This window comes from Rhodococcus sp. 15-2388-1-1a (assembly GCF_002259145.1).
In the GTDB taxonomy this organism is placed as follows: domain Bacteria; phylum Actinomycetota; class Actinomycetes; order Mycobacteriales; family Mycobacteriaceae; genus Rhodococcoides.
In genome coordinates, this window is the sequence record NZ_NPFP01000020.1 from 30,133 (window position 1) to 55,373 (window position 25,241).

26 protein-coding genes and 2 pseudogenes are annotated in these 25,241 nt (G+C 61.4%); 17 read left to right on the forward strand and 11 right to left on the reverse strand.

Going from position 1 to position 25,241, the window contains the following annotated elements:
• Nucleotides 1–434 precede the first annotated feature (434 nt).
• The 3 genes from CH302_RS12965 to CH302_RS12975 are packed head-to-tail and all read left to right on the forward strand — an operon-like array spanning nt 435 to nt 2,823.
• Entirely contained in the window at nt 435–1,949 is a 1,515-nt protein-coding gene (locus CH302_RS12965; RefSeq protein ID WP_015586085.1) for a hypothetical protein, read from the forward strand.
• A gap of 46 nt (nt 1,950–1,995) precedes the next feature.
• Entirely contained in the window at nt 1,996–2,625 is a 630-nt protein-coding gene (locus CH302_RS12970) for a hypothetical protein (RefSeq protein ID WP_139278539.1), read from the forward strand.
• A 9-nt stretch (nt 2,626–2,634) separates the two neighbouring features.
• Entirely contained in the window at nt 2,635–2,823 is a 189-nt protein-coding gene (locus tag CH302_RS12975) for a hypothetical protein (RefSeq protein WP_015586087.1), read from the forward strand.
• Between the two features lie 636 nt (nt 2,824–3,459).
• Here the strand turns inward: CH302_RS12975 and bcmE are convergent.
• Both bcmE and CH302_RS12985 read right to left on the reverse strand, forming a co-directional pair.
• Nucleotides 3,460–4,728: a thiamine pyridinylase gene (bcmE, locus tag CH302_RS12980; protein WP_032364993.1), complete on the reverse strand. Its 1,269-nt coding sequence runs from the start codon at nt 4,726–4,728 to the stop codon at nt 3,460–3,462.
• 241 nt (nt 4,729–4,969) lie between these two features.
• Nucleotides 4,970–5,676, reverse strand: a pseudogene (locus CH302_RS12985) (transposase); the annotation flags it as partial.
• A gap of 110 nt (nt 5,677–5,786) precedes the next feature.
• Here CH302_RS12985 and CH302_RS12990 point away from each other — a divergent pair.
• Nucleotides 5,787–7,415, forward strand: coding sequence for a hypothetical protein (locus CH302_RS12990; RefSeq protein ID WP_052047794.1), 1,629 nt, complete (start codon nt 5,787–5,789; stop codon nt 7,413–7,415).
• Nucleotides 7,416–7,449: 34 nt separating this feature from the next.
• Here CH302_RS12990 and CH302_RS12995 read toward each other — a convergent pair whose 3' ends face one another.
• Nucleotides 7,450–7,749 (reverse strand): hypothetical protein, encoded by a 300-nt coding sequence (locus tag CH302_RS12995; protein ID WP_015586093.1) that lies wholly within the window; start codon nt 7,747–7,749, stop codon nt 7,450–7,452.
• 64 nt (nt 7,750–7,813) lie between these two features.
• Here CH302_RS12995 and CH302_RS13000 point away from each other — a divergent pair, with 64 nt between their 5' ends.
• The 3 genes from CH302_RS13000 to CH302_RS13010 all read left to right on the forward strand — a co-directional run bounded on the left by CH302_RS13000 (nt 7,814) and on the right by CH302_RS13010 (nt 9,096).
• On the forward strand, nt 7,814–8,356 hold the full coding sequence (locus CH302_RS13000) for a hypothetical protein (RefSeq protein ID WP_015586094.1): 543 nt from the start codon (nt 7,814–7,816) through the stop codon (nt 8,354–8,356).
• Between the two features lie 177 nt (nt 8,357–8,533).
• Complete coding sequence (locus CH302_RS13005; protein WP_230591632.1) at nt 8,534–8,821, forward strand: type II toxin-antitoxin system Phd/YefM family antitoxin; 288 nt, start codon at nt 8,534–8,536, stop codon at nt 8,819–8,821.
• A 26-nt stretch (nt 8,822–8,847) separates the two neighbouring features.
• On the forward strand, nt 8,848–9,096 hold the full coding sequence (locus tag CH302_RS13010) for a type II toxin-antitoxin system RelE family toxin (protein WP_371828030.1): 249 nt from the start codon (nt 8,848–8,850) through the stop codon (nt 9,094–9,096).
• A gap of 21 nt (nt 9,097–9,117) precedes the next feature.
• Here CH302_RS13010 and CH302_RS13015 read toward each other — a convergent pair whose 3' ends face one another.
• Nucleotides 9,118–9,738 carry a hypothetical protein gene (locus CH302_RS13015; protein ID WP_032364994.1) on the reverse strand — a complete coding sequence of 207 codons (621 nt, stop codon included), beginning with the start codon at nt 9,736–9,738 and terminating at the stop codon, nt 9,118–9,120.
• A 313-nt stretch (nt 9,739–10,051) separates the two neighbouring features.
• Between CH302_RS13015 and CH302_RS13020 the strand changes: the two genes are divergently transcribed.
• The 4 genes from CH302_RS13020 (at nt 10,052) to CH302_RS13035 (ending at nt 13,331) form a co-directional block, all read left to right on the forward strand.
• Nucleotides 10,052–10,555: a hypothetical protein gene (locus tag CH302_RS13020; protein ID WP_015586098.1), complete on the forward strand. Its 504-nt coding sequence runs from the start codon at nt 10,052–10,054 to the stop codon at nt 10,553–10,555.
• Nucleotides 10,552–11,181, forward strand: coding sequence for an RES family NAD+ phosphorylase (locus CH302_RS13025; protein ID WP_015586099.1), 630 nt, complete (start codon nt 10,552–10,554; stop codon nt 11,179–11,181). Before CH302_RS13020 ends, CH302_RS13025 begins: the two co-directional genes overlap by 4 nt.
• Nucleotides 11,182–11,244: 63 nt before the next feature.
• Nucleotides 11,245–12,315, forward strand: a complete 1,071-nt coding sequence (locus CH302_RS13030) for an ATPase AAA (RefSeq protein WP_015586100.1) — start codon at nt 11,245–11,247, stop codon at nt 12,313–12,315.
• Nucleotides 12,312–13,331, forward strand: coding sequence for an ATP-binding protein (locus CH302_RS13035; protein ID WP_032364995.1), 1,020 nt, complete (start codon nt 12,312–12,314; stop codon nt 13,329–13,331). The genes CH302_RS13030 and CH302_RS13035 overlap by 4 nt, the downstream gene beginning before the upstream one ends.
• Nucleotides 13,332–13,409: 78 nt before the next feature.
• On the opposite strand, the gene CH302_RS13040 is transcribed toward CH302_RS13035, so the two are convergent.
• Nucleotides 13,410–13,931, reverse strand: a complete 522-nt coding sequence (locus CH302_RS13040) for a hypothetical protein (RefSeq protein ID WP_015586102.1) — start codon at nt 13,929–13,931, stop codon at nt 13,410–13,412.
• Nucleotides 13,932–14,242: 311 nt separating this feature from the next.
• Between CH302_RS13040 and CH302_RS30870 the strand changes: the two are divergent.
• Together CH302_RS30870 and CH302_RS30605 are read left to right on the forward strand one after the other, a co-directional pair.
• A pseudogene (locus tag CH302_RS30870) lies at nt 14,243–14,461 on the forward strand (TetR family transcriptional regulator); the annotation flags it as partial.
• A gap of 75 nt (nt 14,462–14,536) precedes the next feature.
• The gene (locus CH302_RS30605; protein ID WP_230596322.1) at nt 14,537–14,872 is read left to right on the forward strand and encodes a hypothetical protein; all 336 of its coding nucleotides are present in this window, start codon (nt 14,537–14,539) and stop codon (nt 14,870–14,872) included.
• Between the two features lie 351 nt (nt 14,873–15,223).
• On the opposite strand, the gene CH302_RS13050 is transcribed toward CH302_RS30605, so the two are convergent.
• The 3 genes from CH302_RS13050 to CH302_RS13060 form a co-directional block, all read right to left on the reverse strand.
• Complete coding sequence (locus CH302_RS13050; RefSeq protein WP_032375843.1) at nt 15,224–15,589, reverse strand: histone-like nucleoid-structuring protein Lsr2; 366 nt, start codon at nt 15,587–15,589, stop codon at nt 15,224–15,226.
• 231 nt (nt 15,590–15,820) lie between these two features.
• Nucleotides 15,821–16,558 carry a hypothetical protein gene (locus CH302_RS13055; RefSeq protein ID WP_141214994.1) on the reverse strand — a complete coding sequence of 246 codons (738 nt, stop codon included), beginning with the start codon at nt 16,556–16,558 and terminating at the stop codon, nt 15,821–15,823.
• A gap of 305 nt (nt 16,559–16,863) precedes the next feature.
• On the reverse strand, nt 16,864–17,232 hold the full coding sequence (locus tag CH302_RS13060) for a hypothetical protein (protein ID WP_141216643.1): 369 nt from the start codon (nt 17,230–17,232) through the stop codon (nt 16,864–16,866).
• A 320-nt stretch (nt 17,233–17,552) separates the two neighbouring features.
• Between CH302_RS13060 and CH302_RS13065 the strand changes: the two genes are divergently transcribed.
• Complete coding sequence (locus tag CH302_RS13065; RefSeq protein WP_032375841.1) at nt 17,553–18,941, forward strand: Mu transposase domain-containing protein; 1,389 nt, start codon at nt 17,553–17,555, stop codon at nt 18,939–18,941.
• On the forward strand, nt 18,941–19,783 hold the full coding sequence (gene istB, locus CH302_RS13070; protein WP_037192303.1) for an IS21-like element helper ATPase IstB: 843 nt from the start codon (nt 18,941–18,943) through the stop codon (nt 19,781–19,783). Before CH302_RS13065 ends, istB begins: the two co-directional genes overlap by 1 nt.
• Here istB and CH302_RS13075 read toward each other — a convergent pair.
• The 3 genes from CH302_RS13075 to CH302_RS13085 form a co-directional block, all read right to left on the reverse strand.
• On the reverse strand, nt 19,775–20,224 hold the full coding sequence (locus tag CH302_RS13075) for a hypothetical protein (RefSeq protein ID WP_037192299.1): 450 nt from the start codon (nt 20,222–20,224) through the stop codon (nt 19,775–19,777). The two genes, istB and CH302_RS13075, sit on opposite strands and share 9 nt — an antisense overlap.
• A 115-nt stretch (nt 20,225–20,339) precedes the next feature.
• Nucleotides 20,340–21,875, reverse strand: coding sequence for a DEAD/DEAH box helicase family protein (locus tag CH302_RS13080; protein WP_032375839.1), 1,536 nt, complete (start codon nt 21,873–21,875; stop codon nt 20,340–20,342).
• 259 nt (nt 21,876–22,134) lie between these two features.
• On the reverse strand, nt 22,135–23,544 hold the full coding sequence (locus CH302_RS13085) for an esterase/lipase family protein (protein WP_176460702.1): 1,410 nt from the start codon (nt 23,542–23,544) through the stop codon (nt 22,135–22,137).
• Between the two features lie 523 nt (nt 23,545–24,067).
• Here CH302_RS13085 and CH302_RS30030 point away from each other — a divergent pair.
• Both CH302_RS30030 and CH302_RS13090 read left to right on the forward strand, forming a co-directional pair.
• The gene (locus CH302_RS30030) at nt 24,068–24,232 is read left to right on the forward strand and encodes a hypothetical protein (protein WP_155289035.1); all 165 of its coding nucleotides are present in this window, start codon (nt 24,068–24,070) and stop codon (nt 24,230–24,232) included.
• 101 nt (nt 24,233–24,333) lie between these two features.
• Nucleotides 24,334–24,801, forward strand: coding sequence for a hypothetical protein (locus CH302_RS13090; protein ID WP_139278538.1), 468 nt, complete (start codon nt 24,334–24,336; stop codon nt 24,799–24,801).
• Nucleotides 24,802–25,241: the final 440 nt, after the last annotated feature.

The window sequence follows — 25,241 nt, forward strand, 5'->3', positions numbered from 1 at the left end:
CCCCGTGACCAGAACTGCAGCAGGACCGGGTGTCATAGTTTCTGCTACAGGGGTCAATACGTCCGTGGTCGTCAATTGGGGGGACGGATCCGTGCCGTCGGTGTGCCCAGGTGCGTTACTGCCCTTCACGCCGTATACCGATGTTGCACAAGGGCTTCCAAGTCCGACGTGCGGCAATATCGTTTATCACAAGACGTCCACTACCGAGCCCGGTGGGACATTCAAGGTCTCCGCGACATCGAATTGGCTCGTCACGTGGACAGCGACGACACCCAACGGGACGGTCGGTGGAGTCATACCCACGCCGCTGACTTCGCGTACTGAAGTTCGGATTGGTGAACTGCAGGTCCTGGTCACAAATTAGAGCCGTGCGCCCCCGCTCCTCGGGTGCGAAATTGAGTCACTCCAGGCTTACCGGTTTGTAGGCTGGTGGAATGCCTGAACGGTTGACTGTCAACGTCACGATGCCACCGGAATTGGCTGGGGGGCAAGTGCAGGCCTACCTGGAAGAGTTGGGGTTCGAGGTCGCCCACACGTCCGCGCCCGATGTGTGGGCGTTAACCGAGCCGGCTGCCAGCATGGACTGTGTCGATTTTATGACCGTTCGCACCCTGTCGGGTTCGGAAGCGGACGTCGATGACGAGCTCGTCGACCTCCCGCAAGACCCTTACGTCTCCAGGCTGGACCATGGGCGAGTCGTTGAGGAGCGCCTTCGCGCGATCAGACAGATGAGCGCGGGTGCGGTGGGATCGTTCCTGTACGGACTCCAGCTACCTGTCATCACCGCCAGCGATCGAGCCTTGTCCGCGGCAGTACAGGACGCGAGTAGGGAGTTGGCCGGAACTTCGGACGACGATGACGAGCATCCGTTCGACCGGCATGCTGTCCACGTTGTTCGCTATGGCAACGCCACGCACCGTCGGATCAGGTTTCCTGGTTTCGTGTTACGTCTGAATCAGGACCCCGAACTTCTCGACGACATACGACGCGGGCCGATCGACGTCGATGAGACCATTTTCGCGTCGGGATCGTCGATCCTGAGCAGTGTCTTGATTCCCGCGAGCCATCTCGGTCCGTTGTTGGCCGCACGGTCTCCATGGGTATGGGCGTTTCAAGCGAACAGGGTGTCGGGTGCGGTGATTTTCACTCTCGGCACAGATATTGTCGGGAGGTCTCCTGTTCCGTACGAAGCGCATCAGGTACTTCCCCGATCACCAGTGGGTCGCCTTCCCCAGCGGCAGGAGCCGCCGGCACCGGAGGCGTGGGGTGCGGCCGTCGCTTGGTGGGTTGCTCAGATGAACTCTGTTCTCGGGCATCTCCTGAACCCATGCCTGTTCGCAGATGCTGACGGTGACTACCTCCCCTATGCGCAGCAGAACCGGTTGATGGAATTTGCGGATCTTCTGCAACGAGTTACCTCGACGCTGCTATCGCTGCACGACGACTACGCAGCCGGAGTTCTGATGTGGTCAGCAATGGACCTGATCGAGGCGACCTGGCTTTCATGGGATCTCACGGCACTGTGCAAGCCCTCGGTTGCGGCGAAAGCGCTGCAGCAAGTTCGAGAACGTATGCCTGCTGATGTTCAGTCCGTCCTGCTTCCGTACGCGGCTTTTGGTGTGGAAGCGTTGACCGAAGTGGGGGACGGGTTCTTCATCAAGAATTACCGTAGGTCGGAGAAGGTAATTCTGAAGCTGCCCGGTGGAGCGGACAAATCCCTGTCACTCGATGACGCAGTGAGTCAGTTCATGCGTTTGCGCAGGAACACTACACACGGGTTCGACAAACCTGATCCCGTCCGTGACCGACTTTTCGCGCAACACAACGGCCGGCTGCCGGCGACACTGATGTACCTGCCGCTGCTGTACTTGATGTACATCATGTCCGATCCTGATGACCTGAGACGTCGTCTGCTCCGTCGATCCGCTCGAAGACGCAGGACGCAGTGAGAGGTGTTCACACACGTTGCCGGTGGTGTGCTGAGACAATATTGCGGTGAGTGTCATGGTGCGCCGGCTGATGGGTGCGGTGTGGCCGACGAGGTTCGGCGCAGCCGAAATTGATGTCGAAAAGGGGGCGCTAGCAGTGGAATCGAACGACCGGGGTGGGCGCGAAAATGCTTCACCGGACTCCGCTGCTGGCGAAGAGATGGCGTCCGAGCTCAACCCGGTGAGTGTCGAGCTGAATCCGGCGGCAATCGAGATGGTGCACGCGAGCATCGAACGGACGCTGGATTCTCAGGAACGCCGAGTGACGAGCATCGATCAGCGCGGGGGTGTGCTGCTGGGATTCGCGGGCATTCTGGTGGGGATCGTGTTGCGCAATCCCGCGGGGATCGGTGTGTGGGAGGTTGCGGGTGCTGCCCTGGCCGGTGCGGCGGCAATCATGGCGGCATTCGTGATTGCACCCAATACCGCGTCGGGGCTCAATCCGGAAGTGGTGTTGGAGGAGTATTCGACAGTCGATGAGACGACGGGCCGGTTCGAGATCGCGTCGACACTGGTGTCGATTTATCAGGTGACAGAGATGCGGCTTCGGAGCAAGCTGATGCGGTTGCGGATCACGACGGGTCTGTTGGCTGGATCTGTGCTGGTGTTGCTCGTGACGGCTATCATTCGGATGTAGGAGGACATCATGGCTACGGTGAACGAGCAGCAGAAACCTGATCGACCGGTGGGCTCGGCGAGCCCGGCGACGGCGTCGCGGCGTCGCAAGGTGGCCTTGCGTCCCAATCCTCGGCTGGTGGGCAACTACGAGGGCAGTTCCCGCACGATCGACGAAGTGCGACGCCAGATAGAGAAGCAGCAGGGGGCGTCGGCGTGACGGCCTCGAAAGATCAGAATCCGCCGGCGGGGTCGTCGGCTCCACGTGCCAGCGCGCGCCCTGTGGTGGTGGTCCCGACATCGGCTGCGGGTGATCGCACCATTGTTCGGGCAGCACCCAACGAGAGAGCTATCCGCAGCATCACTGCGGGGGCTGCACCTCAAAATGTGCGGTCCGCTGTCCGCCGCGAGCACTAATTTCGCGCGCACGCCTTTGCGCTGTGTCGTAGATGATCCAAAATTGGGCTAGCAGACGGTGCCAAACGTGTTCGTCCAGGTCGCCGATCTGCAGCGTCGACTGTGTCTGCTCCCGATCACGCTTGGCCGTTACCTGGGCAGCTGTGGTGATCGATGCAGCAGCGGGGGAGGGCTTACGATGCGGCCACCGACCCGCGTCGAGTGCTCGATGTAGTAGTCGAGCATCGGGTGAAACTCGGCAGGGTAATCCCTTAGCCAAAAGCTTGCACGGTGTTCGACGAATTTCGACGCAAACCCCGCGACACTCAGACAGCGGTGGTGTGGGCAACCGGACCGCATGTATGGATCTCATAGCGATACTCCATTGCCGCGTGTCCGAACGGCGAGGACCAAACGTGGCACAACCAGCCATTGCTTACGACTTTGCGACGGACTCCTGTCACGGGCGGCGAAGTAGCCCTGCAGGTGTGGAAGCGTACGCGGGGTCGTTGAACACGGCGCTGTCTTCGCCGACATGCTCCGCAACGCCAGCGGGGGGTGGCCCGAGGATTTCAGTTTTGATGCAGCCTTTGGTCGAGTCGAGCCAGGTACGGGAATCGGCCCCAAGTCGAAATGGATGGGCCATGTCGTTGGAAATGATGTTGCGCATGATGTTGTACACCGCCGAATTGGGTTGCCGGGCCAGGAGCTGATTCATCAGCGATTGCCGGGTGGGCACCAGGTATTGCGGTTTCTTTCCTGTTGGGGACATGCACTCGAGCATCACGTTGGTCGATGCAATCAACTTCACGAGCTGGATAGCCGTTGCTCGCTTTTCCTGGGCGATGGCCACATTGACGGAAAGTGCGTCGGTATAAAGCGGTATCCCCACTTTTTCGATAGGTTCGGAGCTCAGCGGCATGACTGAATAGGTCGAGGCGTCGACGTTGTCGATGAAGTGGAAGATTTCGGTCAAGCCTACGAAGGCTCGACCGATCCGCTGGTTCCATTTCGTGATTCGGTCGTAGCCCGAGTCGGGATATGTCGCCTGGGCGTACCCGGCGATGTTTCGCAGCACCTGCATGTCGGCGAGGCCTTGCTGATCGAGTCCTGGACAGGGGGGAAGGGCGGGAGTGAGCGGAAACTGGCCCGACTCCTCCATGACGGCCTGCTCGTACATGCACGCGACGGTCGTTCCCCCAGTAAAATCCAACAGCATGCCTTGACCCTGCGCGGGCCAGACTGCTTTCGGATCCCCGTCGCCGAGGATTTTGTGTAATTCTTCGACAGTCATCCCCGGCGCACCCAGTGCTGCGTCAGTGAGACGGCGAATCAAAATTTGCATGCACCCTAAATACGGTATTCCTTGATACTCCGAGGATTCCGTTTTCAGCGATGCGAGAGACCACGGGTAAAAGTCTGCGGTGCCGTCGATATCGAACTCGACACAGAACTGACGCATGTGATCAGCGAAGATGCAGTCGTAGGCAAAAACGTCCACAGTGGACGGCGGATCGCCTTTGTAACAGTCGTAGGTGTAGACGAAATTGAGAGCGACATCCGGTTGGACGCTGTGCCACGCGGCTCTGATGGTGGACTCGAACCATTTCGGTTCGGGCGTGTACGGGTACAAGGCGACGTTCAACGTGGATGCGTCGCTGGCTGGAGGTGGCTGGTTGGTGGGGCCGGAATCCTTGTTCAAACTGCGTCCGAACTCGGTACTGGTCACTGCACACTTCCCGTCATCACACTGTCTGCAGGGGAACGGCGATTGCCTCATACAGTCGCATGATTTTCCGAAAGTGGCAAGGATCACATTTACTTACCCTCGATCCACGGACTGAGGTGACCCACTGTGGTCGATGACCGAATTGTGGGGTCGGGACTGGTTGGGCGTGTTTCGTCCGCTGGTCTACCCAGCATTTCCACGATTGTCGTTGCTCGGGCCGAGTCGGCGGGTCGGGTGAGGATCAGGCGGGTGTGGGTGGGCTGATGCCAATGATGTTGCGCCATAATTGAAGCCACGCATCGAGCCACGGCCAGTGTCGCGGCAGGTGCAGTGTGGGTGTGCGTTGTGGCCGCACGAAACGCGCGGCAATGTTGACGATTTGCGCCGTAGCGTTATTCCGCGAGCTTTCGCGTGACGCCCGCCGGAGACGGTTCCGGCGGCGCGCAGCAGGTTGTGGGCGATCGCTGCGCACTGCACCCAGGCAGAGCTCGCGCCAAACGATCCTGACGGCATGTGCGCGAGCGGTCCGTCGATCAGATCCGAGAACACAGTCTCGATGACCGCGTGTGCACGGTGGACGACATCTGCGGTCGTCGTCGGCAGGGTGCTGTTGGTAAAAAACGGGTGATACCGCCACACCGGAAACAATGCATCGCGGTAGCGGGCGTCTTTGACCCGCCGCACGATCAACCGTGCAGAAACAGGATACGCGGTGGAAGAGAAAGCGGTGAACGATGTTTCGGCGACCTCGGCGTCGGAGATCCAGCCGTCGGTGTCGGGGTCGCGGACCGCTCCCGGGTAGCGCACGGGCGTCCACGCGGTGTCAGGGATGGAGGCGATCGCTCGTTGGACGATTCGGTTCTTGATCAGTACGAACGAGAACTTGATGCAGGCGCGTACGACGCGGCTGTTGCCGTAGGCGGAGTCGCCGCGGACCATGATTTTCCCGCTGGCGAGACTGGATGTCGCAGCTCAGCCCTAGTCATCCGGGCGAGCACGGGTGGCCCATTCTAAGTCGACTCTCAGCCCGGTCGCCTGCCCTCCGTACGATCAAGGGGGTGCTGACCGATCCACTGCCGAATTCCGGCTCACTTGAGCGCTATGAGGCTTTGCCCACGATTCTCCAGCTGAGGAGCTACCTCTCGGAGATCCAGGCGGAGCCGACCGAGTGGATCTCGGTTCTACGGAATCGAGGGAGCGGAATCAAGTACAGCTCGCTTCAACCTCTTCTGGTGGCGACATCGGACCAGCGCAAATTCCTCGCCACTACCGATTGGTCCATCAACGACCTCGGCGAGCCCAGTTACAGCTCTGATCGCCTCCCGGCCTTCCGCGACGGCTTGACCTCCAACCCTGATGGCTACGACCTTCATCTGTTCGTCAACGTGTCCTGGGTGCCATCGGCAACCACAGAACCCGTTATCGAATTCACGCCGTCGTTCGTATGGTGGTTGGGCCTGATCACGCGATCGAACGAGACAATGTATCGAACTAATCACGCGGGCCGCGATGAGGAGGTCGTCGAGATCGTCAGACCGAATCCTGGTGAATACGAGGTTCGAGTCAATGCACGGCACCTCCGAAAGTATCTCGCGGCCCGGAGCATGAGCCTGGTGATCCAGCACGCCCATTCTCGGGCTGACGACAGCGTGCATGAAGCTCGGATCGACCTTGAGATTCGCACCAAAGACGCAGCGTTCGCCTACACGGCGTGGGACGCGTATCGGGGGCCTGGTTTCGTAGCGCAGTTGGTTGGGAAACAGGCAGTTTTGCCGTTCGCGTCCGCTGGCGAGCACCCCGACGATCTGCAAAGGCCTGAGCGGTTTCAATCGTTCATCGTTGACATCGACCCCTCGACCGGCGACGAGGTTCGTTTGAGTTGCGAGCGCGATGAAGCGAACTACCTCACCCCAGTCTTCTTCGACACGGATGTTCTGACCCGATACCGCGACAACCCAGACCGCTACACGGTGCTGCGGACCGATGTCTCGTGCCACGGTCGGTGGGCCATCGATGTCGACATCAACGGTGCCAACCTCGTCCAGGTGTGGCTGGGACACCTCATCCGGCTACCCGAGACCGAGCGAGAGCACTGGCTCACACACAACGTCCCGCCGAACGGTGGAATAACCATCACACGTAGCGTGCGGGACCTAGCGGGCCAGTGGGTAGAGGACGAACGCCCTGACCCTGCTCGGCTGAGACGAGCTAAGGCAGAACTCATCGAGGCGTTCACTGGCTACTTCGGTGAGTCGTTGTACAAGCAACTCGGCCCGGCTGACCTCCGTGCGTTCGATGCCTTGGCATTGTGTACCAATCCAACCGAAGGCCAACGCGACAACGGTGTCATGGTTCTGTCGAAAGGGATCGTGGATGCACTCGATGTCAAGACTCTTCGAGAGTCCTCGGGCGCGGACACGAATAGTCCTTCGCTTGCCTGCCTACAGCTACTCGTCGAGAACTTGGGTGCCGACCCGAATGGTCTCGTCGGACCCCTACGCCAGCTTCAGGGAATCCGATCGGCAGGCTCGGCCCACATGAAGGGCACGAAATTTACGACTGCGCTGTCGGCCGCAGGACTGAATTCTCTTCAGCCGGACAAACAATTCGAGACAATCGTAGATCGGGTTACGATGGCTCTGCAGGGCTTGTCCGAGCTGTTCCGAAGGACGCCCCCGCAAGTGTGATGGTGCCGGTCATTTTGTTCCAGTCTCGCTCTGATCATGGGTTCGCATTGATCTCACCCCACGCGTCTAACGCGTGTTGGTAGGTCGCCACAGCACCCGATTCAGTCGGAGCATCGCAGAGCGCGATCGCAGCCCTGGCAAGCGACGCGAGCGCAAGATCTCCCAGATCCAAGATCGCGTCGTCGCCATGACTGAGCAGAGTAAGCATCGTGGTAGCCATCATCTTCGGATGTTCCAGGACTTCAGCGGGCTGAGGCTGGCCCAACTCGATCAAGGCCAGCGCTTCGAGAAACATCGGTACAGCGAACGCCACCCTCGGATTGATTGCGCTCATAGCGTGAAGGTTAGCAATCGGCCGAATACCGGATGTTCTGGAGAATCTCTGAGACGGTGGAGGTATGACATCGAAACGTACCTCCGCCGGCGACAAACGCGCCCGCAAGGTCCAGCAACGTCGAAAGCGACTTGCACAGCAAGGGGTCTCACGTGAGCAGCACGCTGCGCTGGTGCTCGAGCGCAGCGGTGATCCCTCGTTCGTGCAACGGCGCACCAACGCCGACGGTGGGCGCACTCTGTCGTGGAGCAAGGACATGGTGGGTGGTGCGGAGCTCAACGACTCTCTCGAAGAGCAGCGACAGGCGTTTCGGGACAAGTTCGGCCGAGATCTCGGGCCGAACGATCCATTGTTCTTCGACCCAGCTGCTGACACGCCGCAGGAGATCAGTGAGGAGAACTTGTTGGCGGACGTGGACTCCCTGATCGACAAGGCCCGCGAAGCAGGGGAGAACCCCGCCTACTTCCAAGCATGGCGCGACACCGGGTTCTTGCTCACCGAACACAACATGCATCTGTTCTCCGCGTCGGATATCGACGAATGGAACGCGGCGCTCGAACGGCATTGGGACGAAGCGGCATTCGGGCCGTTCGACGATGCATCTTAGGACCTACGGCATGTTCGGGCGGCTGCAGCGAGTCCGAGAGCGGTGGTGAAATTCCCACGCCGCTGACCGCGCGCACTGAAGTCGGATGGGCGAACTTCGGGTTTTGGTCACCAGTTAGTGCTGTGTCGCGTCGAACGGCAATTGCACCCTCGCACTATTTGCGCTCTAATTATGTACATGACTACTTTGCCGGTCGCGGATGCGCGTGCGCGTCTGTCCAAGATTGTGGACGATGCAGAACAAACCCACGCCCGGTATGAGATCACCCGTAATGGGCACCGGGCTGCTGTGTTGCTCGCTGCCGACGATTTCGATGCGCTGCAGGAGACCATTGCAGTGCTATCGGATCAGGAACTGCTGACATCTCATCTTCGGGGCGTGGCGGAGCTGCCTGAGGGTGACAGTCTCGATGCGAAGGAGTTGGCCGAGGTCATGCGGGTCGCTGGCCGGTCTACCCGCGCGTGAGTGAGCCTGAAGCGCCGTATCGGCTTGTGATTGCTCGATCAGCGTCTCGCGCTATCAGTCACACTCTTCCCGAGAAGGTCGCCGCTGCGGTGTACGAGTTCATCACCGGAGCATTGCTGGAGAATCCGCAGCGGGTCGGGAAGCCCCTGGCCCCGCCGCTTTCGCCCGCCTACAGCGCCCGCAGAGGCACCTACCGGGTTCTCTATCTGATCGACGCCGGGCAGCGCATCGTGCAGGTCACCGCGATCTCACACCGGTCAGATGCCTACCGCTGAGAAGATTGCGTAGCTACCGGATTATGTTGCGGAGATCAAGCCTCGTAGGCGTAAGGCTTCCACCAATGGTGGGTGGGTCGCGGTCTCCATCCAACCAGATTTTCGGTCCGCCTTGCTGCCGAGTGAGTCGGATACTGCGCTTCGCAGAATTCGGAGGGCATCTTCGATCGCCTCGCGATCGGCGTGATCGCGATCGAACCAACTCATGTCCGCGCCGATGACTCGTTCGTACTGCACCAGGGCACCATCCTTGTTCACTCCCGCTGTCTCCATCAGATCTAGTGAACCGATCGAGAAGACCAGAGCCCGAGTGATCGTTGTCGGCATTCCGCGCCGGTTTGCTTGGTAGACGGTCGGATCGACAATCCGGCCCATTGCCGGAATCCACAACACTAGGTGTCCTGTCCACCATGTGTCCGACTCCCATTTCGGTGTGCGGCTTCCCAGCTCCACCCACTGCTCGTCCGACCACGCCACCTGCCCGTACACGACCAACGGCTCAGCCTCGATCCCGTAGTCACGCAATGCCGGAATCAGGCAACGCACCGCAGCAATGCAGGTGCCGGAAAAACCGCCCTCGGTGTAGGCCTGCCAAATCTGGCAATGCCGGTCGATGATCTGCACTTCTGCCGGTGCAGTCACGCCAGGATTCGCAGGGGGACGGATCCCCGCTACCGGTGGTGTGACGTACCCGGCCCGCTGCGCCCATTCTGGCAATGCAGCGGCTCCCGGACCGCTACGCGATCGCCCTGACCCCTTGCCTGCACCCTTGCGTTTCTTGCTCACCGGTGACATTTAGACGCTCCCAACCCACCTCGACTCTCTGCCCCGTCGCAGGAGTTTCGCGTCCCGACCGTACCGGCCAGGTACGACACTTCCCGCACGCTAACGATCACATCCCTGTATTCAGGTTGACATGGTTGACATGACGCGAACAGCCGGGGATGATCAGGGTATGTCCACTGTCGAGAAGGATTTCGAGGTCATGGCGCACCGGCTGGTCGAGGCCAGTGGCGCGCCGGACGAGCGTGATCTGGCGTATGCAATAGCGGGCCTCGGCGGCATCGTCAACGGCCTCAAGGCGCGTCGCGCGTGGAGTGAGCACGTAGGGGAAATCTTGACCCCCAGTCAGGCCCTCGACGTTGCGGGTTGGACGCGTGCTGCCTTGAGCAAGGCTGTGAAAGAGAACCGCGTTCTTCGGTTGACCGGCAGCAACGGCAAATACGGCTACGCCGCCGCAGGCTTCACCGATGCCCAACCGGCGAAGCCGATTCTCGGCATCCAAGAGGTGCTGCGTGTGTGGGCGGGGCAGGACCCGCGTGGATGGTTGGCGGTCGCGTGGCTGACTACCGAACAGCCAGAGCTCGACGGCCGTACACCTCGGCAAGCACTTCTCGACGGGGACGTTCCTACGGCTGCTCGCGCTGCCCGGGCTGCGGTCAGTCGGCTTGCGGCGTGAGCGCTGAACGCGCCGTCGTTCATCTGTTCGAGCCCAAGCCCGTCGGTGAATTGGCGGAGCGATTTCCGTCGTGCGTCTACCCGGCTGGGGCCGAGCTGTTTCGATCGCATCAGGCCAGTCTGGGACCGTGGTGGTACTCATCGAATGGCGGCGGCAGGTTCGACCTCGAAGCCCCTGATGGGACTTGCTACCTGGCCGAAGACGAAGTGGTCACTCTCCTGGAGATTTTCGGTGGCCAACAGGTCGTGCCGAGATACGAGGTCGATGCGCGTGCAGCGTCGACGATCACGTTGGATGCTGATATCAGGCTCGCTGATCTGACTGCGAACACCGGTGTCGCGCTCGGAGTCACGGCAGAAATCTTTACTACCGCCGACTATCCGCTGACGCAGCGGTGGGCGGCCGCGTTACGGGAGGCCGGGTTCGAGGGTCTGCGGTACTGGGCCCGCCACGACCTCGAACATGCCCGGCGGTGCATTGCACTGTTCGGGCAAGCGGGGGTGGCAGGCGAGGAGCATCGTCATACCGTCCAGGCCACGGTCACCCTGTCTGAGCGAGCGGACCTGCTGGAGCGGTGGCGTGAAGAAACTGGTGTCGCGATCTTGGACGTACCAGATCTGTTGTAGCGATCGTGGTCAACCGCCCGCAAGGTATTGCTAACGAAACTTACAGTAAGTACTGTAAGTCTCATGAAGATCAGCGCACGTCCTCTGCTCGACAATTCCGTCGACGCCGAACTGTTCGTCGGCCGGCGAGACGAACTCGCCGCGATATGGGACGGATTGAACGCTGAGCTCAACGTTCTGGTGACGGGGGACCGCGGCACAGGCCGAACGTCGCTGCTTAGACAGCTGCAGCTCGACAGCCGAGAGCCGTTCACCGGTGCCCGCCGCGAAGGCGACTTCCCGATGAGCTTCGTTCGGGTCGAGGGGATCTCGGACGGCCGTGACGTGCTCGCCCGCGTCGTAGAACAGGTCACCGGCGAACCGGCAGTCGACAGTGACGGGCCCGACGTCTTGCTGCGGCGATTGAGTGACTTTCGCCTGCAGTTCATCGACGCCACGCTTCGGAGGTGGGCAGCAGAAAGCGACGACGGCACTGCTCCGCTTGGGACGCGGCTGTATCCGGTGATCATCGTCGACGACGTCACCGCATCGGCCGGGCACGCACTGTTCGGGCGGTACCGCGATGAGGTGTGGGCGACGGGATACCTGTGGGCGGTGTCGGTGCGTGAAAGTGACCGTCAAGGTCTCCTGACTCCGCCTGCAGATGCATTCTTCGAGAAGATCGTCGACGTACCCCCGCTCTCGAGAACGGAAAGCATCAAGTTGATCACTCGCCGCGCGGGAATCGACATGGAACCGCAAGCCAGCACCCTCGCTGATGCGGTAGGGCGAAACCCCCGAGATCTGGTAAGTGCTCTGCGGGGATTCCTGCAGGACCCCGGGTCGTACGAGGACAACTACCTGGCCCTCGCCGATAGAGACAATGCGCTCTGGGCTTTGGGTCGCCCAGCGTCGATGCTGGCGGCCGAAATGAAGGTGCGGGGCCCGGTCAGCGCATCGGATGAAGACTTGCTGGCCGCGTTGGGGTGGACGCGTCCTCGTGCTGTACAAGTCTTCAAGCAACTTTACGAGAAGGGGCTGGTCCGGAGCAGCGAAGTCTCGTCAGGTCCCGGGCGGCCGCGGCGGGTGTACGAGTTGACTCCGCCGGCGGAATGGCTGCGGACCGAACACGCTGATCCGGAGGACCAGAAATGAGTGACGCCCTACTGCGTCAATTGCGGGACTCGAAGGCCTTCGACCCGTCGCCGGATCCGGATCGTATGTGGCAGGTCCATGTGCCGTTCGACGTCCTCACTGGCCCCGTGAGTGGTGACTACGAGCAGCGCTTCATGGACGCTGTTCGGCGGCGTGAGCGTGTGGCTCTGATCGGTGCCAGTGGCTCGGGTAAGTCCTCGATCACCGAGTACGTGATGGACGCTCTTCACTCCGAAAACGTTGCAGCACTGAGGATCAGGATGGGATTTCAGACCGACTCCCTCGTCTCCGATCCGGCTGAATTCCCGCGTCTGTTGGTCAACACCATCGCCAAACAGCTCGACGAGAACCGGGCAGTCCAGAAGATTGCTCGGGAAATGCGTGGAGGTTCCCCACATCGACCGGTCAAATTCTCGGTTGGTCTCCCATGGTTGGCCGGCAATCTCGCGATCGAGCTCGGCAGCGTGGTGAACGAACCATCGCAAGGTGAGGATGTCGTGGATCAGGCCATCAGGGTCCTGGAACTGATTTCGCGCAGTGGCTTGATTCCGACGCTCGTGCTCGATGACACGGACCAGTGGATACGTCGTCCAGGTATCGGCGTCGATCCGGAGCCGCGGATCGCAATGTTCTTCGGCTTGACTCTGAGGATGATCGCCGAGCGACTTCCGGCAGCATGTGTCGTCGCCGTCCATAACGACTACATCGACAGCCCCCACTACAAACAGGCTCGCGAATACCTGAACACGCGAATCACCCTGCCCGCCTTAGCTAATTCAGCCGCGCTGGGGTCGATCATCGGTAGGCGGGCCCGCCAGGCCGCGGGAAATCCGAATCTCGGCGCGGTCGACGTCATCGACGCTGACGCCCTCCAGCATCTCTTCGACCACTACGGGGCCGGTCGCAGTGTCCGCCGGGAGCTGGTCGTATTGCAGGATGCGTTGGTACGAGCGTGTTCTGCAGTAAGTGAGACCATCGCCGCAGCTCACGTCGTCGCTGCGATCGCTGCAGGCTAGGACACGACTACCGGCGTAGGTAGTTCGCAAAATGCATCGCCTGAACTGCAATTCGGGTTTACCAACCCCTTTGCAGCTTCAGTAGTAGGTGTGAAACTGCTTGGCCCTGTCCACCGCATCGAGGACCTCAGCGTCGAGGCCTTGAGCTTCTCGTTCGATCGCGTTTACCCGTCGCTTCATGCCTGCTCTGGCGAGCCACGGCGACCACATCAGTCGACTGAGCTGCGCTGCTGACAAGCGCACACATCGCCCCAGCGCAGTGTTGATTCCCCCGGCTTCTTCCTGACCGTCTTTCTGCTTTACGTCGTCGTCGCTCGTCAGGCGCGCCACAGTGGCCAGTTGGATGTACAAACGCAGTGGCCGTCGCGGAACCCGTGCAATGATCGCGGCCGTCTCAAGCTCGCGGACACTGTCCTTGAAGTGCTGAAACGACGGATCAGTGGACGACGACCCTGCCCATCGGGTGCGTTCGGTGCTCGCCAAGTGCCGGAGAACCTCGCTACGCAGTTGACGGCGTTGCTGACTGCCGATCAGGTACTGGCCCGCAAAGGATCCGATACCGAGAGCTCCGATAATCGAGGCCACACCACTGATATCCATTTCGTAACAGTATTCGGATCCAGAACTTGGGGTCGGTTGACGCAACGTGAGTGGTGAAAAAGGAGAGATTTTTCCGTACCTATTGCGCCTCACGCGGCAGCAGATGTTCCGACTCCCGAATATTTGCCGGTGCTCGAAGTGTCCACCTCCGCAGGCATAATCGTGGACTGTTGGAGCCGATCGACTTTGGAATGGCGAAATTCCTCGCCTAGGGACGGTAGTGCTTCGGTCGCCGACAGATGGTCGGATCCGCGCGTGCGAATCGGAGTAGAAGGCAGTCCTATGTGGCGATGGACCGGAGAGAGTGTGACATGACGGTTGCCGATCAGAAGGTTTCGGAGCGGGAGAATGCCGAGCATCGCGCGCGTCCTCCGCAGAAACGTGCGCAACGGACCCGTGACGCGTTGATTACCGGTGCGGCTCGAACCATCGCATGTGGGGGAAGCGGCGTCACGGTCAACGACCTGATACAGGCTGCAGGGGTGACCAAAGGGGGCATGTACTTCCACTTCCCATCGAAGGACGCTGTTGTTCATGCAGTGGTCGACCAGGCTGCTCGACAATGCGAGTTCCTCCGGGCGCATCGCCCGTCTACAGGAGACACTGTGGCCGATGTTCAGGACTTGCTCGGCGGCTACTTCACTCATGCGAAACGGTATTGGTCTCTGAGGGCAGCAGCGGTGTTGTGGACCGACCTCCACTACGAGGACGTCGCACGGGCCGCGACCTACCACCCTCTCAGGGCCGCGGTCCTGGCCCTTCTGACCAGCAACGGCAGGCTGCCGACGATATCGGTGGACACTGCCGATGCTGTCATGGCCATCGTGTGCGGCGTGACGACCACCGCCGGGCCGGGGGGCTTCGGTGACGGCGGCGATCTCGACACCGTCCTGCGGTTGACGGGGCCCGTGATCGCGGCTGCCGGTGCAGTGGCGGTATGAACAGCGGTGGCGGGGACTCCGGGAAGCCTTGATCTCCGCCGGTTACCCGCGGCCGGTAGTGGGCGACGAGCCGGGCCAGCTCACGTTGTCGTGGGGCACCGGTGTCGGCGTACGAGAGATGTGTGTGAGCCCTTCAGGGGTGGTCGCCCGGACACCGGACGCGGTCTTTGCCTTGGGCCTGTTACGTCAGTCGGCAGCAGACTGGGTATCGCCGCTGCACCCGCTGATCGCAGAGCCGATCGTGCGCACATCCGAATCGCCCTTTCGGGTAGTCGAGCCGGTGACCAACATCGTTCGGAGCGCGTCGGTGATCCGGCGTTCGATGACGTGCCAGGTGAGTTTCCTGGGCTGTCAGTGTGCGGCGTTGTACGCCTCTTCGATGTCGGTGGGGATGCGGCCTCGATCGCCGATCTCGTGACCGTTGTCCGCCGCCCACTGCCGAATTGCGCGAGTCTGCGCCGGGTCACGCTTGGCCGGTGTCCCGGCTGTCGAAGGCGTCGACGCGGTTGCGGGGGAGGGTTTACGTTTGCGTCCGCCAACCCGCGCGGCGTGCTTGATGTAGTAGTCGAGCTTTCTGTGAAACTCGCTGGCGTTCTTTGCTTTCAAGTCGATCACGTACTCGACGCCCTGGACCGCGAACTCGATCGTTTCACCGGAGTCGTCGATGACCGATCCGTCGATGTCGTCGACCAATTGAATCGTTTCTAGCTTGGCCACAGTGAAGAAACCCTCTCGCAAAAATGTATGGAAGACAGCTAAGTGAGCGTATAACGGGTCTGCGTGGTCGTGACAACTGTGGGTGCGGCGCGCGTGGTTCGGATGCAGGATCGAGAGAGTGCGATTATGGGCAGCGCTCCATTCGTGGTCGGCGATGAAGCCCAAGTTACTAGTCGTGTGCACTTCAATGTCGGGGCAGCCGATGCAATGGCAAGATTTCTTGCATGCATTCTAGGGCCGAGGGGCATGCTGGAATCGGGCTGACAGCTCATCCCGAAACTCGTCGCTTCTGTCTTTGATCCAATCCATCAGCTGCCTCATGCCATTCGTTTGCCCGACTGGCGCTGGCCGTCGTTCGTGTGGTTTGAACTTGAATTGCGGTACGGGTTCCTCGCCATCCCAAATGTCGAATTTTGCAGTCAGTCGATCGAGGAAAGTTGTGGCACGCGCGGTAGTCGAGTTCACGACGAAACTTCGGTGTCGGCGGACAGCGCCGGGTGACGAGCGTGTGTCTGACAGTTCCTCCTTGCGACGATCGAGCACTCGCACTTGGCTGCGGATGACAGCTATCGCGCCACGGGTTTCGACAGACCAACTGCCTCTTCCTACCTGGGCGGCCCAAGTGTCTACGGCGCGGCGCGCATCGTTGGGTAGTTCACGCGATCGGGCGATGTACGGGGCGACGTCGTCGACGCTTCGCCCACTATGGAACTCGTGGTCGAGGTCTCGGAGGTTGTAGGCAATGCGCCTCTCCTCCAGCGCGAATGCCGATGCGAACCCGATCTTGCGGTCGCGGTCGCGCTCTTTCCTGTCGCGGTGGGCCTGTTGTTTGTCGAGACAGCGATCATGGGCGAGCTGGTCTGTGAAGAATTTGTATGCAATGGCAAGACCCGCGACGGTTATTACTGTCGGTACTCCGGGTGTCTGCAGCCACTTTGCGCTCCACAATCCGACCAGAATCTCTGCCACCCATTCATGCGGGATAGTGCACCGCATTGCCATCTTTCAAATTCTCGCTACCGAGGACGATGCTGCCCGACGGGTCCGTCGGCGGCATCATCTGGCAGTCGACGGTGGCGACGACGTCGACTGCTTTAGTTCTGTTGGTTGTTCCTCGTGCCTCCACGAGCTCAGTTGCCTCTGGGGCTGTGGTGAAGATCGTGCACCGAGAAATCAGTTAGGTATGGTGCGCCCCACTGGTCTCTTCTGCGCTGAACCCTTGAGGCTCTGCACCCCCTCCTCGGCGAGGACAACGCAGATAGGTTGGGTGGCGTTCAGTTCGGGAAGAGGTCGTCTAGCTCGGCCCCGGTGAGCAGCTTCCCGCGTGTCGGGCTCAGGAGGGTGCCGAGCCAGCGTCCGCTGGGCAGTCGAGTTTCTACCTTGGTGCGGGCATCTCCACGAGAGGCTGCGCTGTCGTCTCCACACAGTGCGTCGTATTGCTGTAGTCGATCTGCAAGTAGGTCGTACAGGTGCAGCGCGGCCGCGTGGTTGATCAAGGCGATGCTGTCTCGTGCGGCTTCTTGCGCGTCCTTCTGAACCTCCGTAGCGGGGGTCAACAGGCAGCCGTAGACATGGGTTTTGGGTGCGCGGGTCTTCTCGACCCGGATCTGACCGAGCAGCTGATTGACGTCCGTGCGGCTCAACGGAGGTGGGGTACCGGACGGGACAGTCTTGACTTCCCACACACGGCGTTCGGAGCGTTTGGTGGTCGACCATGTCCATCGACAGTCAGTGGCGCTTTGTTCCTTGTCCGGCGGTCGTTCACCGCTGGTAGCTGCCAACCGCGCCAGCGCGAGCAGACCGGCACATTGCTCGTCGTGAGTTCCTGACGGCGCTCATCGAAATTCCCCACTGACGCTCACTGAAATTCCCCACCCGTGTGGCACCGCCAACGAGGGCGGGCCTCCCCGGATGCTGATGGTCTCTGACCACACACCAGCTACCCGAAGGAGACCCGCTCCTCATGCTTACACGGGAGGAAGACGTGGAAATACACGCCCTGCATCAACGAGGCTGGAAGATCGCCGACATCGCGAGACACACCGGCCGCGACCGCAAGACCATCCGGTCCTACCTCAACGGGACCACCACACCCGGAGTGCGTAAACGCAGCATCCCGGACCCCTTCGAGGTGTTCCTCGCCTACGTCACCGCACGCCTGTCCGAAGACCCACACCTGTGGGTCCGCACCCTCTGCGACGAGCTCGAAGACCTCGGATATTCGATGTCGTATCAAACGCTGCACCGCAAGATCCGAGAACTGAAACTTCGCCCGATCTGCAAAGCCTGCCTCACCGCAACCGAAAGACCCAACGCAGTGATCGATCACCCGCCGGGTGAAGAGACACAATGGGATTGGGTCGATCTACCCAACCCGCCCGCTTCCTGGGGATGGGGCTCGATGGCACATCTGTTCGTCGGAACGCTGGCCTGCTCGGCCAAATGGCGCGGGATCCTGGCCCCGAACATGACCCAACCCCATGTCGTCGACGGGCTCGACCGCATCTGCCGAGGCCTCGGCGGCGTCAGCCGCGTGTGGCGGTTCGATCGGATGGCGACAGTCTGCCACCCCGACTCCGGCTGCATCACGGCCAGCTTCGCCGGCGTCGCGAAACACTACGGTGTCTCCGTCGCGATCTGCCCACCCCGCCGCGGCAACCGCAAAGGCGCGGTGGAGAAGTCCAATCACACTGCAGCGCAACGGTGGTGGCGCACTGTCGCCGACGATCTGACCGTCGAGCAAGCCCAAGCAAGCCTCGACCGGTTCTGCAGCCTGCGCGGCGACACCCGGCTGCGGGCCACCAAAGATGGACGGGCGTCGGTGGGGACGATCGCCACCACCGAGGGGTTGCATACGTTGCCGGCGGCTGCGTATCCGGCGATCCTGAGCACCGACCGGGTCGTCTCGCGCCAAGCGTTGGTGTCCTATCGCGGTAACCGGTATTCGGTCCCACCCGAACTCGCCTGTGCCACTGTGACAGTGACGCATGTTCTGGGCGTCGATGTCATCGACATCGTCACCACATCCGGCATCACCATTGCCCGGCACCGGTTGGCTGCCGATGGGACTGGGGCGATGGTCCGCGATCACGGACATGTCTACGCTCTCGAACAAGCAGCGATGGCTGGTGCGAACACCGGCCGCCCGCACCGCCGGAAAGAACGGATCCCACCCGGTCCCGACGCTCTCGCCGCTGCCGAGAAACTCCGAGCGTCGGCCGAATCGGCACTGCCCTCCGGAGATGGTCAGCGCGAAAGCGGGAGTCATGCAACCGAATCCACTGACACCGGCGCGGTCATCTACGACCTGTCGGTCTACGAACGGGCCGCACACGGAAGGAACACCCTCTGATGGTCGACAAGAAAACAGGCGACCGGGTGCCGGCACCGAACACCGCCGAAGCGGCGAGTCTCTATCAACGCCTGCGTGGGCATCTGGCGGTCCTGAAGCTGCACGACGCCGCCGAAGCGTTGCCCTCGGTCCTCGACCAAGCAGCTGCGGAGGAGCTGTCGATGACCGCGGCGTTGGATCGGTTGCTGTCGATCGAAGTCGAGGCCACCGAGGCACGGCGTTTGACCGGCAGGTTGCGGTTCGCGTGTCTGCCGACGCCGGCATCGCTCGAGGACTTCGACTACGACGTCGCAGCCGGTATCGACCGCAAGCTCATCGACGAACTCGCGACCTGCCGCTACTTGGAGACGGCGACGAATGTGCTGCTCATCGGCCCGCCCGGGGTCGGCAAGACGCACCTGTCGGTCGGGCTCGCGAGGGCTGCTGCGCATGCGGGGTATCGGACGTATTTCACCACCGCTGCCGATCTCGCTGCCCGCTGCCATCGGGCAGCGCTGGAGGGTCGGTGGGCTACGACGATGCGATTCTATGCCGGCCCGACGCTGCTGGTGATCGACGAGCTCGGCTACCTACCGCTGCCCGGCGAGGCTGCGTCGGCGCTGTTTCAGGTTGTCTCGCAACGGTATATGAAGACATCGATCGTGATGACCACAAACCGTGGTGTCGGATCGTGGGGTGAAGTGCTCGGTGACAACACGGTCGCCGCAGCCATGCTCGACCGGCTCCTGCATCGCTCGGTCGTGCTCAACCTCGACGGCGATTCCTACCGGTTACGGGACCACAACGCCAGATCGGAGAAGCTCCGTAAAGCCACCACCGGAACCCGCCAACCACTACAGTGAAGACCGCTCACGAGTGGGGAATTTCGGTGAGCGCGGTTGGGGAATTTCGCTGAGCCTCGTCATTCCGGCCAGCAAGGCGCGTCCGGCCGATATTTCCTTTGCCAGTCGGGTACCGGCCTCTCGACGCCACTCATCCCACGCGAGGAACAGCTGGTCGGTGTCATCTGCGGGATTGGTGAAGCCGTCGAGGTCCGAGATTGTGCGACGAAGCCTCTGGAACCATGCGGTCCGGGGTCCGTCGTGGGTGGCATCCTCCAATGCATTACGGGCCGCTGCGAAGTCTTTGGGGGTGCCGCCGGTGAAGTGTGCGTGGGCTTCGACGTACCGCCAGAACGCGGCGTGTTCGGTTTCGTCCGCGGCCGCGAGTTTGTCCGATGCTTCGCGTGCGTGTTGTGCCGCTGCTGTGTGGTCGCTGATCCACATGTCAGCGACGGCGGTCACTTCGAGGTCGGCGCTCGATACGGTGCTGCTGCCGCCTGTCTTCTTTCCTGGTCGTCGCCGGCGAGGCCGCGTAGACGCTGGTGACGCGGTCGACGTCGCTGCGGTCCAGAACTTGTCACAGGCTTCCCGTGTGCCGGCCCAGCCGGTGTCGTAGATTTCCAGTGCTCCCTTGATGGTGTCTTGGGTGCCGTCGGGGATGGATTGTCGAACGACGGTTGTCGGCCAGCACACGAGCGAACAGTGGGTCCAAGCCCAGGTACATCGATCGGTCCGAGGGCTCGCGGTTGGCGCGGCCGAGTGCTTGCGTGACGCGCTGGCCGACGCGGTGTCGCATGAAGCTGGCATCACCGAGATAAGCGACGACGAAGCGCTCGAATTCGCTGCTTGCTTGGGGTACCGATGTGATGATGACGAGCTTGCACAGGTCGCCGGCGAGGTCGAGACCGTCGTAGCGGCCGGCGGCGATGAGGTGGCCAGAGGGTGCGTGAGTCCAACTGTCGAATGCGGAGTCGTCACTGGGCTTCAGCCTAAATACAGTGAGCTTTTCCGCCAACAATTTGGTCTGTAGGGCGTCGGCTTCTGCGTGGCTCGAGCACAGCCACGCCGTTCTGCCGCCCGCTTCGGCCGACTGTTCGAGCGCCCAGGCAAGTGTGTTCGGACCGAGCGCTTCGTCTGGGCTGGGGTTGAGTACGAACAGACGCTCACCAGTGGATGCCGCATTCAACGGGTCGGCGGTTGACAGGGCCATAATCTGTCGGCCGCCTACTCGTCGTTGCAGGTCGTCCATGGTTCCGAGCGTTGCCGACAGGTAGATACGCTGCTTGGCACGTGAGTACCACTTGTTGAGGGTTGTCGGCGGATGATAGGGCCGGATCTCGATCCCGGAAGGCCCGATCAGTACCCCGCAATGCCCGAGGTGGTCTCGGATGGTGGGCCACACATATTTGGCTTCTTGGGCCTCGACGTACGGCGATGCTTCAATGGCGTTACGTATACGTTCCTCAAGAGTCTTCCAGTCCTTGAAGGACAGTAGTTCTGGCGGAGTACCAGACCGGGCTGTTCCGTCCTGCATGGCGTGCAGTCCGGGGTATGACGATGTGTATGTGATCACGAACCCGCAGATCGTCCGATAGAGCGACCTGGCCGCACCGCTTTCGTCGGGGATGCGAAAGGTCTGCATAGAACTCAACGGTTGTTCGGCGAGGTGAGCATCGTCGAAGATAACGAGGTCGGCGGGCTCGGGGACTGGGCTGGAGTTGAAGTAGACCCAGTAGTTCATTACGCCGACGACCTGACCCTGGTTGTAGTCGTCGAGCGTGGTCCCGCCGTAGGACTTGCCCGCGAAAAGGACCACCTCCAACCCGAGCTCCTCCGCTTCCGCTCGAACCCGCTCGGCGAGTTGACGTGTTCCGGCCAGATAGGCGACAGTGCGGCCTTGATCAAGCGCGTAGTCAGCGATCAGCAGAGCAACTAGTGTCTTGCCCTCGCCGGTGCCCATTTCGATTGCCAGGTCCGGAGTGGCCAAATGTTCTGCGGCATATGCGCTGAGAACTTGGCTCTGGCTGGGACGTAGCCCGATGAAACGTGCAGATCCCAACGCAGTCATGCGGTTTGCGAAGTCCGGCACGGTGCCATCGATCGTCAACGTCACATACCCTTCGTCGAGCCCAGCGGCTTTCGACTGTACCTGCGAACTCCCATGTTGTTTCAGGGTTTCCGACTCGCTGAGTTTGAGCGATAGCTGCCGACGCTACGGGTGCTATCGGCAGGTCGATGCTGGTTCCGCTAAGTATGCTGCGGGGCCATTTCGACGACGATGCAGTCGTGCTTGATCGGGGTCAGCCTGCAGTCATCGTGACTGAGGTCTAGGAGCGGACAGCCACGACCAGTACGAACAGCCGGTCGTCCGATCATTGTTCGGCATTGATTGCGATGCGAAATTCTCCTGCGAATCCGGTTCCGTCGACGGCAAACGTCCAGTCACCGGCGTCGTTCCGTGCCAGCTGTTGCACGCCGTTGGCCGTGTTGTCGGCGAGAAGTCCCAGCTCGGCCTCGTATTGCGGGTCGTTGCTGCCGAGAAACCGTTCACCGGTGTGCACGAACACGGCCGGTCCACCAGCGCGAGGGAACACCTGTACGTAATACTGCTTTCGGAAGATCACGTTGTCGGAGAACCCGACGCCGTAGCTGTCTCTCTCGCCGACGTATACATCGAGGCGGAAGACCAGACCCGGCACGTCCGTGTCAGGTTTGTCATCCTGATCGACCCAGCCTTCCCAGACCAACCGATCCGGCCCAGCCCACCCCGTGGTGCGATCGCCGGCATCGTCCAGGGGATTCCTGAGTTCACCTTCCAGGTCGGGTGGCCCGCCGAGCAGGTCCGGACGGTCGAACGGGCCGTAGCAGTTCTCCGCCTCCGGGCTTTGGTGAAACAGCTCGAAGTCCACGTACCGCGGTTTGATCGTCACCCCGAAGTAGAACTCACTTTTTCCGAAACAGTCCTGTCCCCGCTCGACTTTTGCCTCGTCGAGCCAGAGCTGGATGCGATGCGACCCGTGCAGGAACCGCATCGCTATCTCGTAGGATTCCCTGCACGTCACCAGTGAGTCCACCCCGCCGTGGCACTTGTGTACGAAGGTGCGGGGCGCGCCGGGAAGCTGCGCGGCGGACTGTTTGACGAGCCCATCGCTGCGGTTCGTACTTAGCGAACCTCCGTCGAACAGGGTGGACAGCCGATTTGCCAACGAAGCTCCGCTCGCGCCGTAGGTGCGGTAGTTGGTGCCGACGACAGTCAGGATCCGCTGGATCGGAAACGCGTCCAAGACCTTCAAGAACCTCGTGCTCGACGGCGAGAACGAGGCCAGTTCGTCGCTTGCGTCGCGCGCGCCCGGCAGCAGGTCGAGCAACCAGCGGGGCACGCGTTGAAAGGCAATCCCGCGGTGCGGTGTGCCGAGGGTGACGACGCGATGCACCAGTCTTTGAGCTGAATGGTGTGCGTTCTCTTCCATCGCCAACAGGGCCTCCCGCATAACCAGCCCACCCATGCTGTGGGCGATGACGTCGACGCCGTCGAATGTCTGGTTGTGCTGTTCTGACGACCGTTCGATCAGGGAAATGAGGCGGACCAGCCCTTCCGCGTATCGGGCCAGGGTCCGCGGCGAGAGGTCGTAAAATCGGTACACCCATATCGTCCCGGAAGTGGCCTCGTTGAGAACGCGCGCGGCCGTGCGCGGATCGATGACAACGCTGCCGCCTACATCAGAGGGGTCGTATTCGCCCGTGTCGGCGGGTCCTTCGACATTCTGCGCGTAGTAGCCCACAACGTTGGTCGCGTCTGTGTAGCGGTACCTCTTCGCTTTCAGTGCGCGGAGCAGGAAGCCCTCGTAGATGTAGTTGTCACCACGCTTGGTGGGGTAGACCGTGCCGTCGTTGTATCCCTGATACGCACTACGCTGATCATCAGCGACATCGACGCCGCCGAACCCCCTGATCAGGATTAACGGTCGGCATTTTATTTCGCCCATCTGAACCTCCACGAGTGTTCGTCGCAGCAGGCACATGCCCCCGCTGTAACTCGTCGTCCTTGACTCAAATCGACGGGTGGAGATACCTGAGGTGCAACCGCGAACCCGCTGAGCTGGTCGTTGCGGCCAGGCCGCTTCTGATGGTCCTCGTGTTGGGGGGCGATGTCACTGGTAGTTAGGGCTGACAACCGTTTGAACGGCAGACCCGTTGGCCTGCGGATGAGAATTCGAGCTGTTCGTGGTGTCCGGTCCTGACGCTAGTGTGCATCGACAGAGACAGCCAACAGGGGCCTTGGCCTATCGGTGGGGGTGAATGATCATGCGAGACAAGAGCGGTGGAGATGTGAACGTCGACGGAAGCGGGGACGCCGTAGGACACGTCGTGGACAGGTTCGCCGCGGTGATGACCGAATTCGACGTCGATACTGCCGGCGTGGGTGTGCCGTGTATCGATTCGGTGTGGCAGGGGGAGTTGCGGGGATGAGGGGCCGGCAGCTCGTCGTTGTTGACGTCCACACCACGGGGCCGTCGTTCGAGGCTCACGAGGCCTTCGAGCTCGCCGCGATCGACGGTGCATCCGGGAGGGTGTGGGATCTCGCGCTGCCTTTGACATCGGCACAGCTCGAACGGGCGGATTCAACATTCCTGCAGCTCAGCGGATACCACCGTCGACGGCTGGTGGAAAAGGCGCAGCATGACGCGTTGACCATTGGAACGGAGCTCGCGGCGCTCAGTGATGTGTTGGCTGGAAACACGCTCGGCGGCGCAGATCCGGAGATCCATGCGGCATTTTTGAGCAAGGTCTTTCACCGGCATGGTGTCCGGTCGCGTTGGCACCACCTGCCCGCAGATATCGCGGCGTTGACCGCCGGTGCCCATGGGATCCCCGCAACCAACATTCCGCGGCTGGAGGTGTGCTGCGAATTGTGGAATGTGCAGCTCGCGGAATTTCCTTCGGCGCTGGATCGGGCGCACGCTGTCGCCGATTGCTTCGCGGCGTTCGACCGCAGAAGCGGACGGGAATCGGTGTCGGCAACGCTCAGAGGCGAGTAGGTGTTGAAGCAGCCGCTTATTGCGCTGGGCCACACCTGAGCCCCGCAGTTCTGTCTCGGTAGTCACGCTATCGCAGGCGGCGAATCCAGACGAATGGTATTCTACGAGTTAATACTCGTATTTGATGGCAGCGGCCGTCACCGTTGGACGTGGGGATCTGATGGATCTGTTCATCGATGTCATAGCCTCAATCGCTTCCTGGTGTGCTCCGATGGTTCTGCTCGTGGCTGCCGCAATCCTCTTGGTGGAATCCGGCTTGCTCGTCGGGTTTCTCCTCCCGGGTACTGGCACGGTTCTGGCGGTCGGTGCTCTCGTGGGGCTGGGCGAACTTGATCCCGTCGTGACGGCGATCGTCCTGATCGCTTCGTCGACAGCAGGGGCTCAGCTGGCCTTTCGGTCCATCAGGCGTGGATCGTGTCGCGCTGATATCGCCGGCGCAG

What these genes read in the sequence shown, in the direction of transcription:
- CH302_RS13065 (WP_032375841.1), top strand. Translation starts at nt 17,553, where the DNA reads ATGCTTACACGGGAGGAAGACGTGGAAATACACGCCCTGCATCAACGA.
- CH302_RS13005 (WP_230591632.1), top strand. Translation starts at nt 8,534, where the DNA reads ATGACTACTTTGCCGGTCGCGGATGCGCGTGCGCGTCTGTCCAAGATT.
- CH302_RS30030 (WP_155289035.1), top strand. Translation starts at nt 24,068, where the DNA reads ATGCGAGACAAGAGCGGTGGAGATGTGAACGTCGACGGAAGCGGGGAC.
- CH302_RS13035 (WP_032364995.1), top strand. Translation starts at nt 12,312, where the DNA reads ATGAGTGACGCCCTACTGCGTCAATTGCGGGACTCGAAGGCCTTCGAC.
- CH302_RS13000 (WP_015586094.1), top strand. Translation starts at nt 7,814, where the DNA reads ATGACATCGAAACGTACCTCCGCCGGCGACAAACGCGCCCGCAAGGTC.
- CH302_RS12995 (WP_015586093.1), bottom strand. Translation starts at nt 7,749, where the DNA reads ATGAGCGCAATCAATCCGAGGGTGGCGTTCGCTGTACCGATGTTTCTC.
- CH302_RS13020 (WP_015586098.1), top strand. Translation starts at nt 10,052, where the DNA reads ATGTCCACTGTCGAGAAGGATTTCGAGGTCATGGCGCACCGGCTGGTC.
- CH302_RS13040 (WP_015586102.1), bottom strand. Translation starts at nt 13,931, where the DNA reads ATGGATATCAGTGGTGTGGCCTCGATTATCGGAGCTCTCGGTATCGGA.
- CH302_RS12965 (WP_015586085.1), top strand. Translation starts at nt 435, where the DNA reads ATGCCTGAACGGTTGACTGTCAACGTCACGATGCCACCGGAATTGGCT.
- CH302_RS12975 (WP_015586087.1), top strand. Translation starts at nt 2,635, where the DNA reads ATGGCTACGGTGAACGAGCAGCAGAAACCTGATCGACCGGTGGGCTCG.
- istB (WP_037192303.1), top strand. Translation starts at nt 18,941, where the DNA reads ATGGTCGACAAGAAAACAGGCGACCGGGTGCCGGCACCGAACACCGCC.
- CH302_RS13030 (WP_015586100.1), top strand. Translation starts at nt 11,245, where the DNA reads ATGAAGATCAGCGCACGTCCTCTGCTCGACAATTCCGTCGACGCCGAA.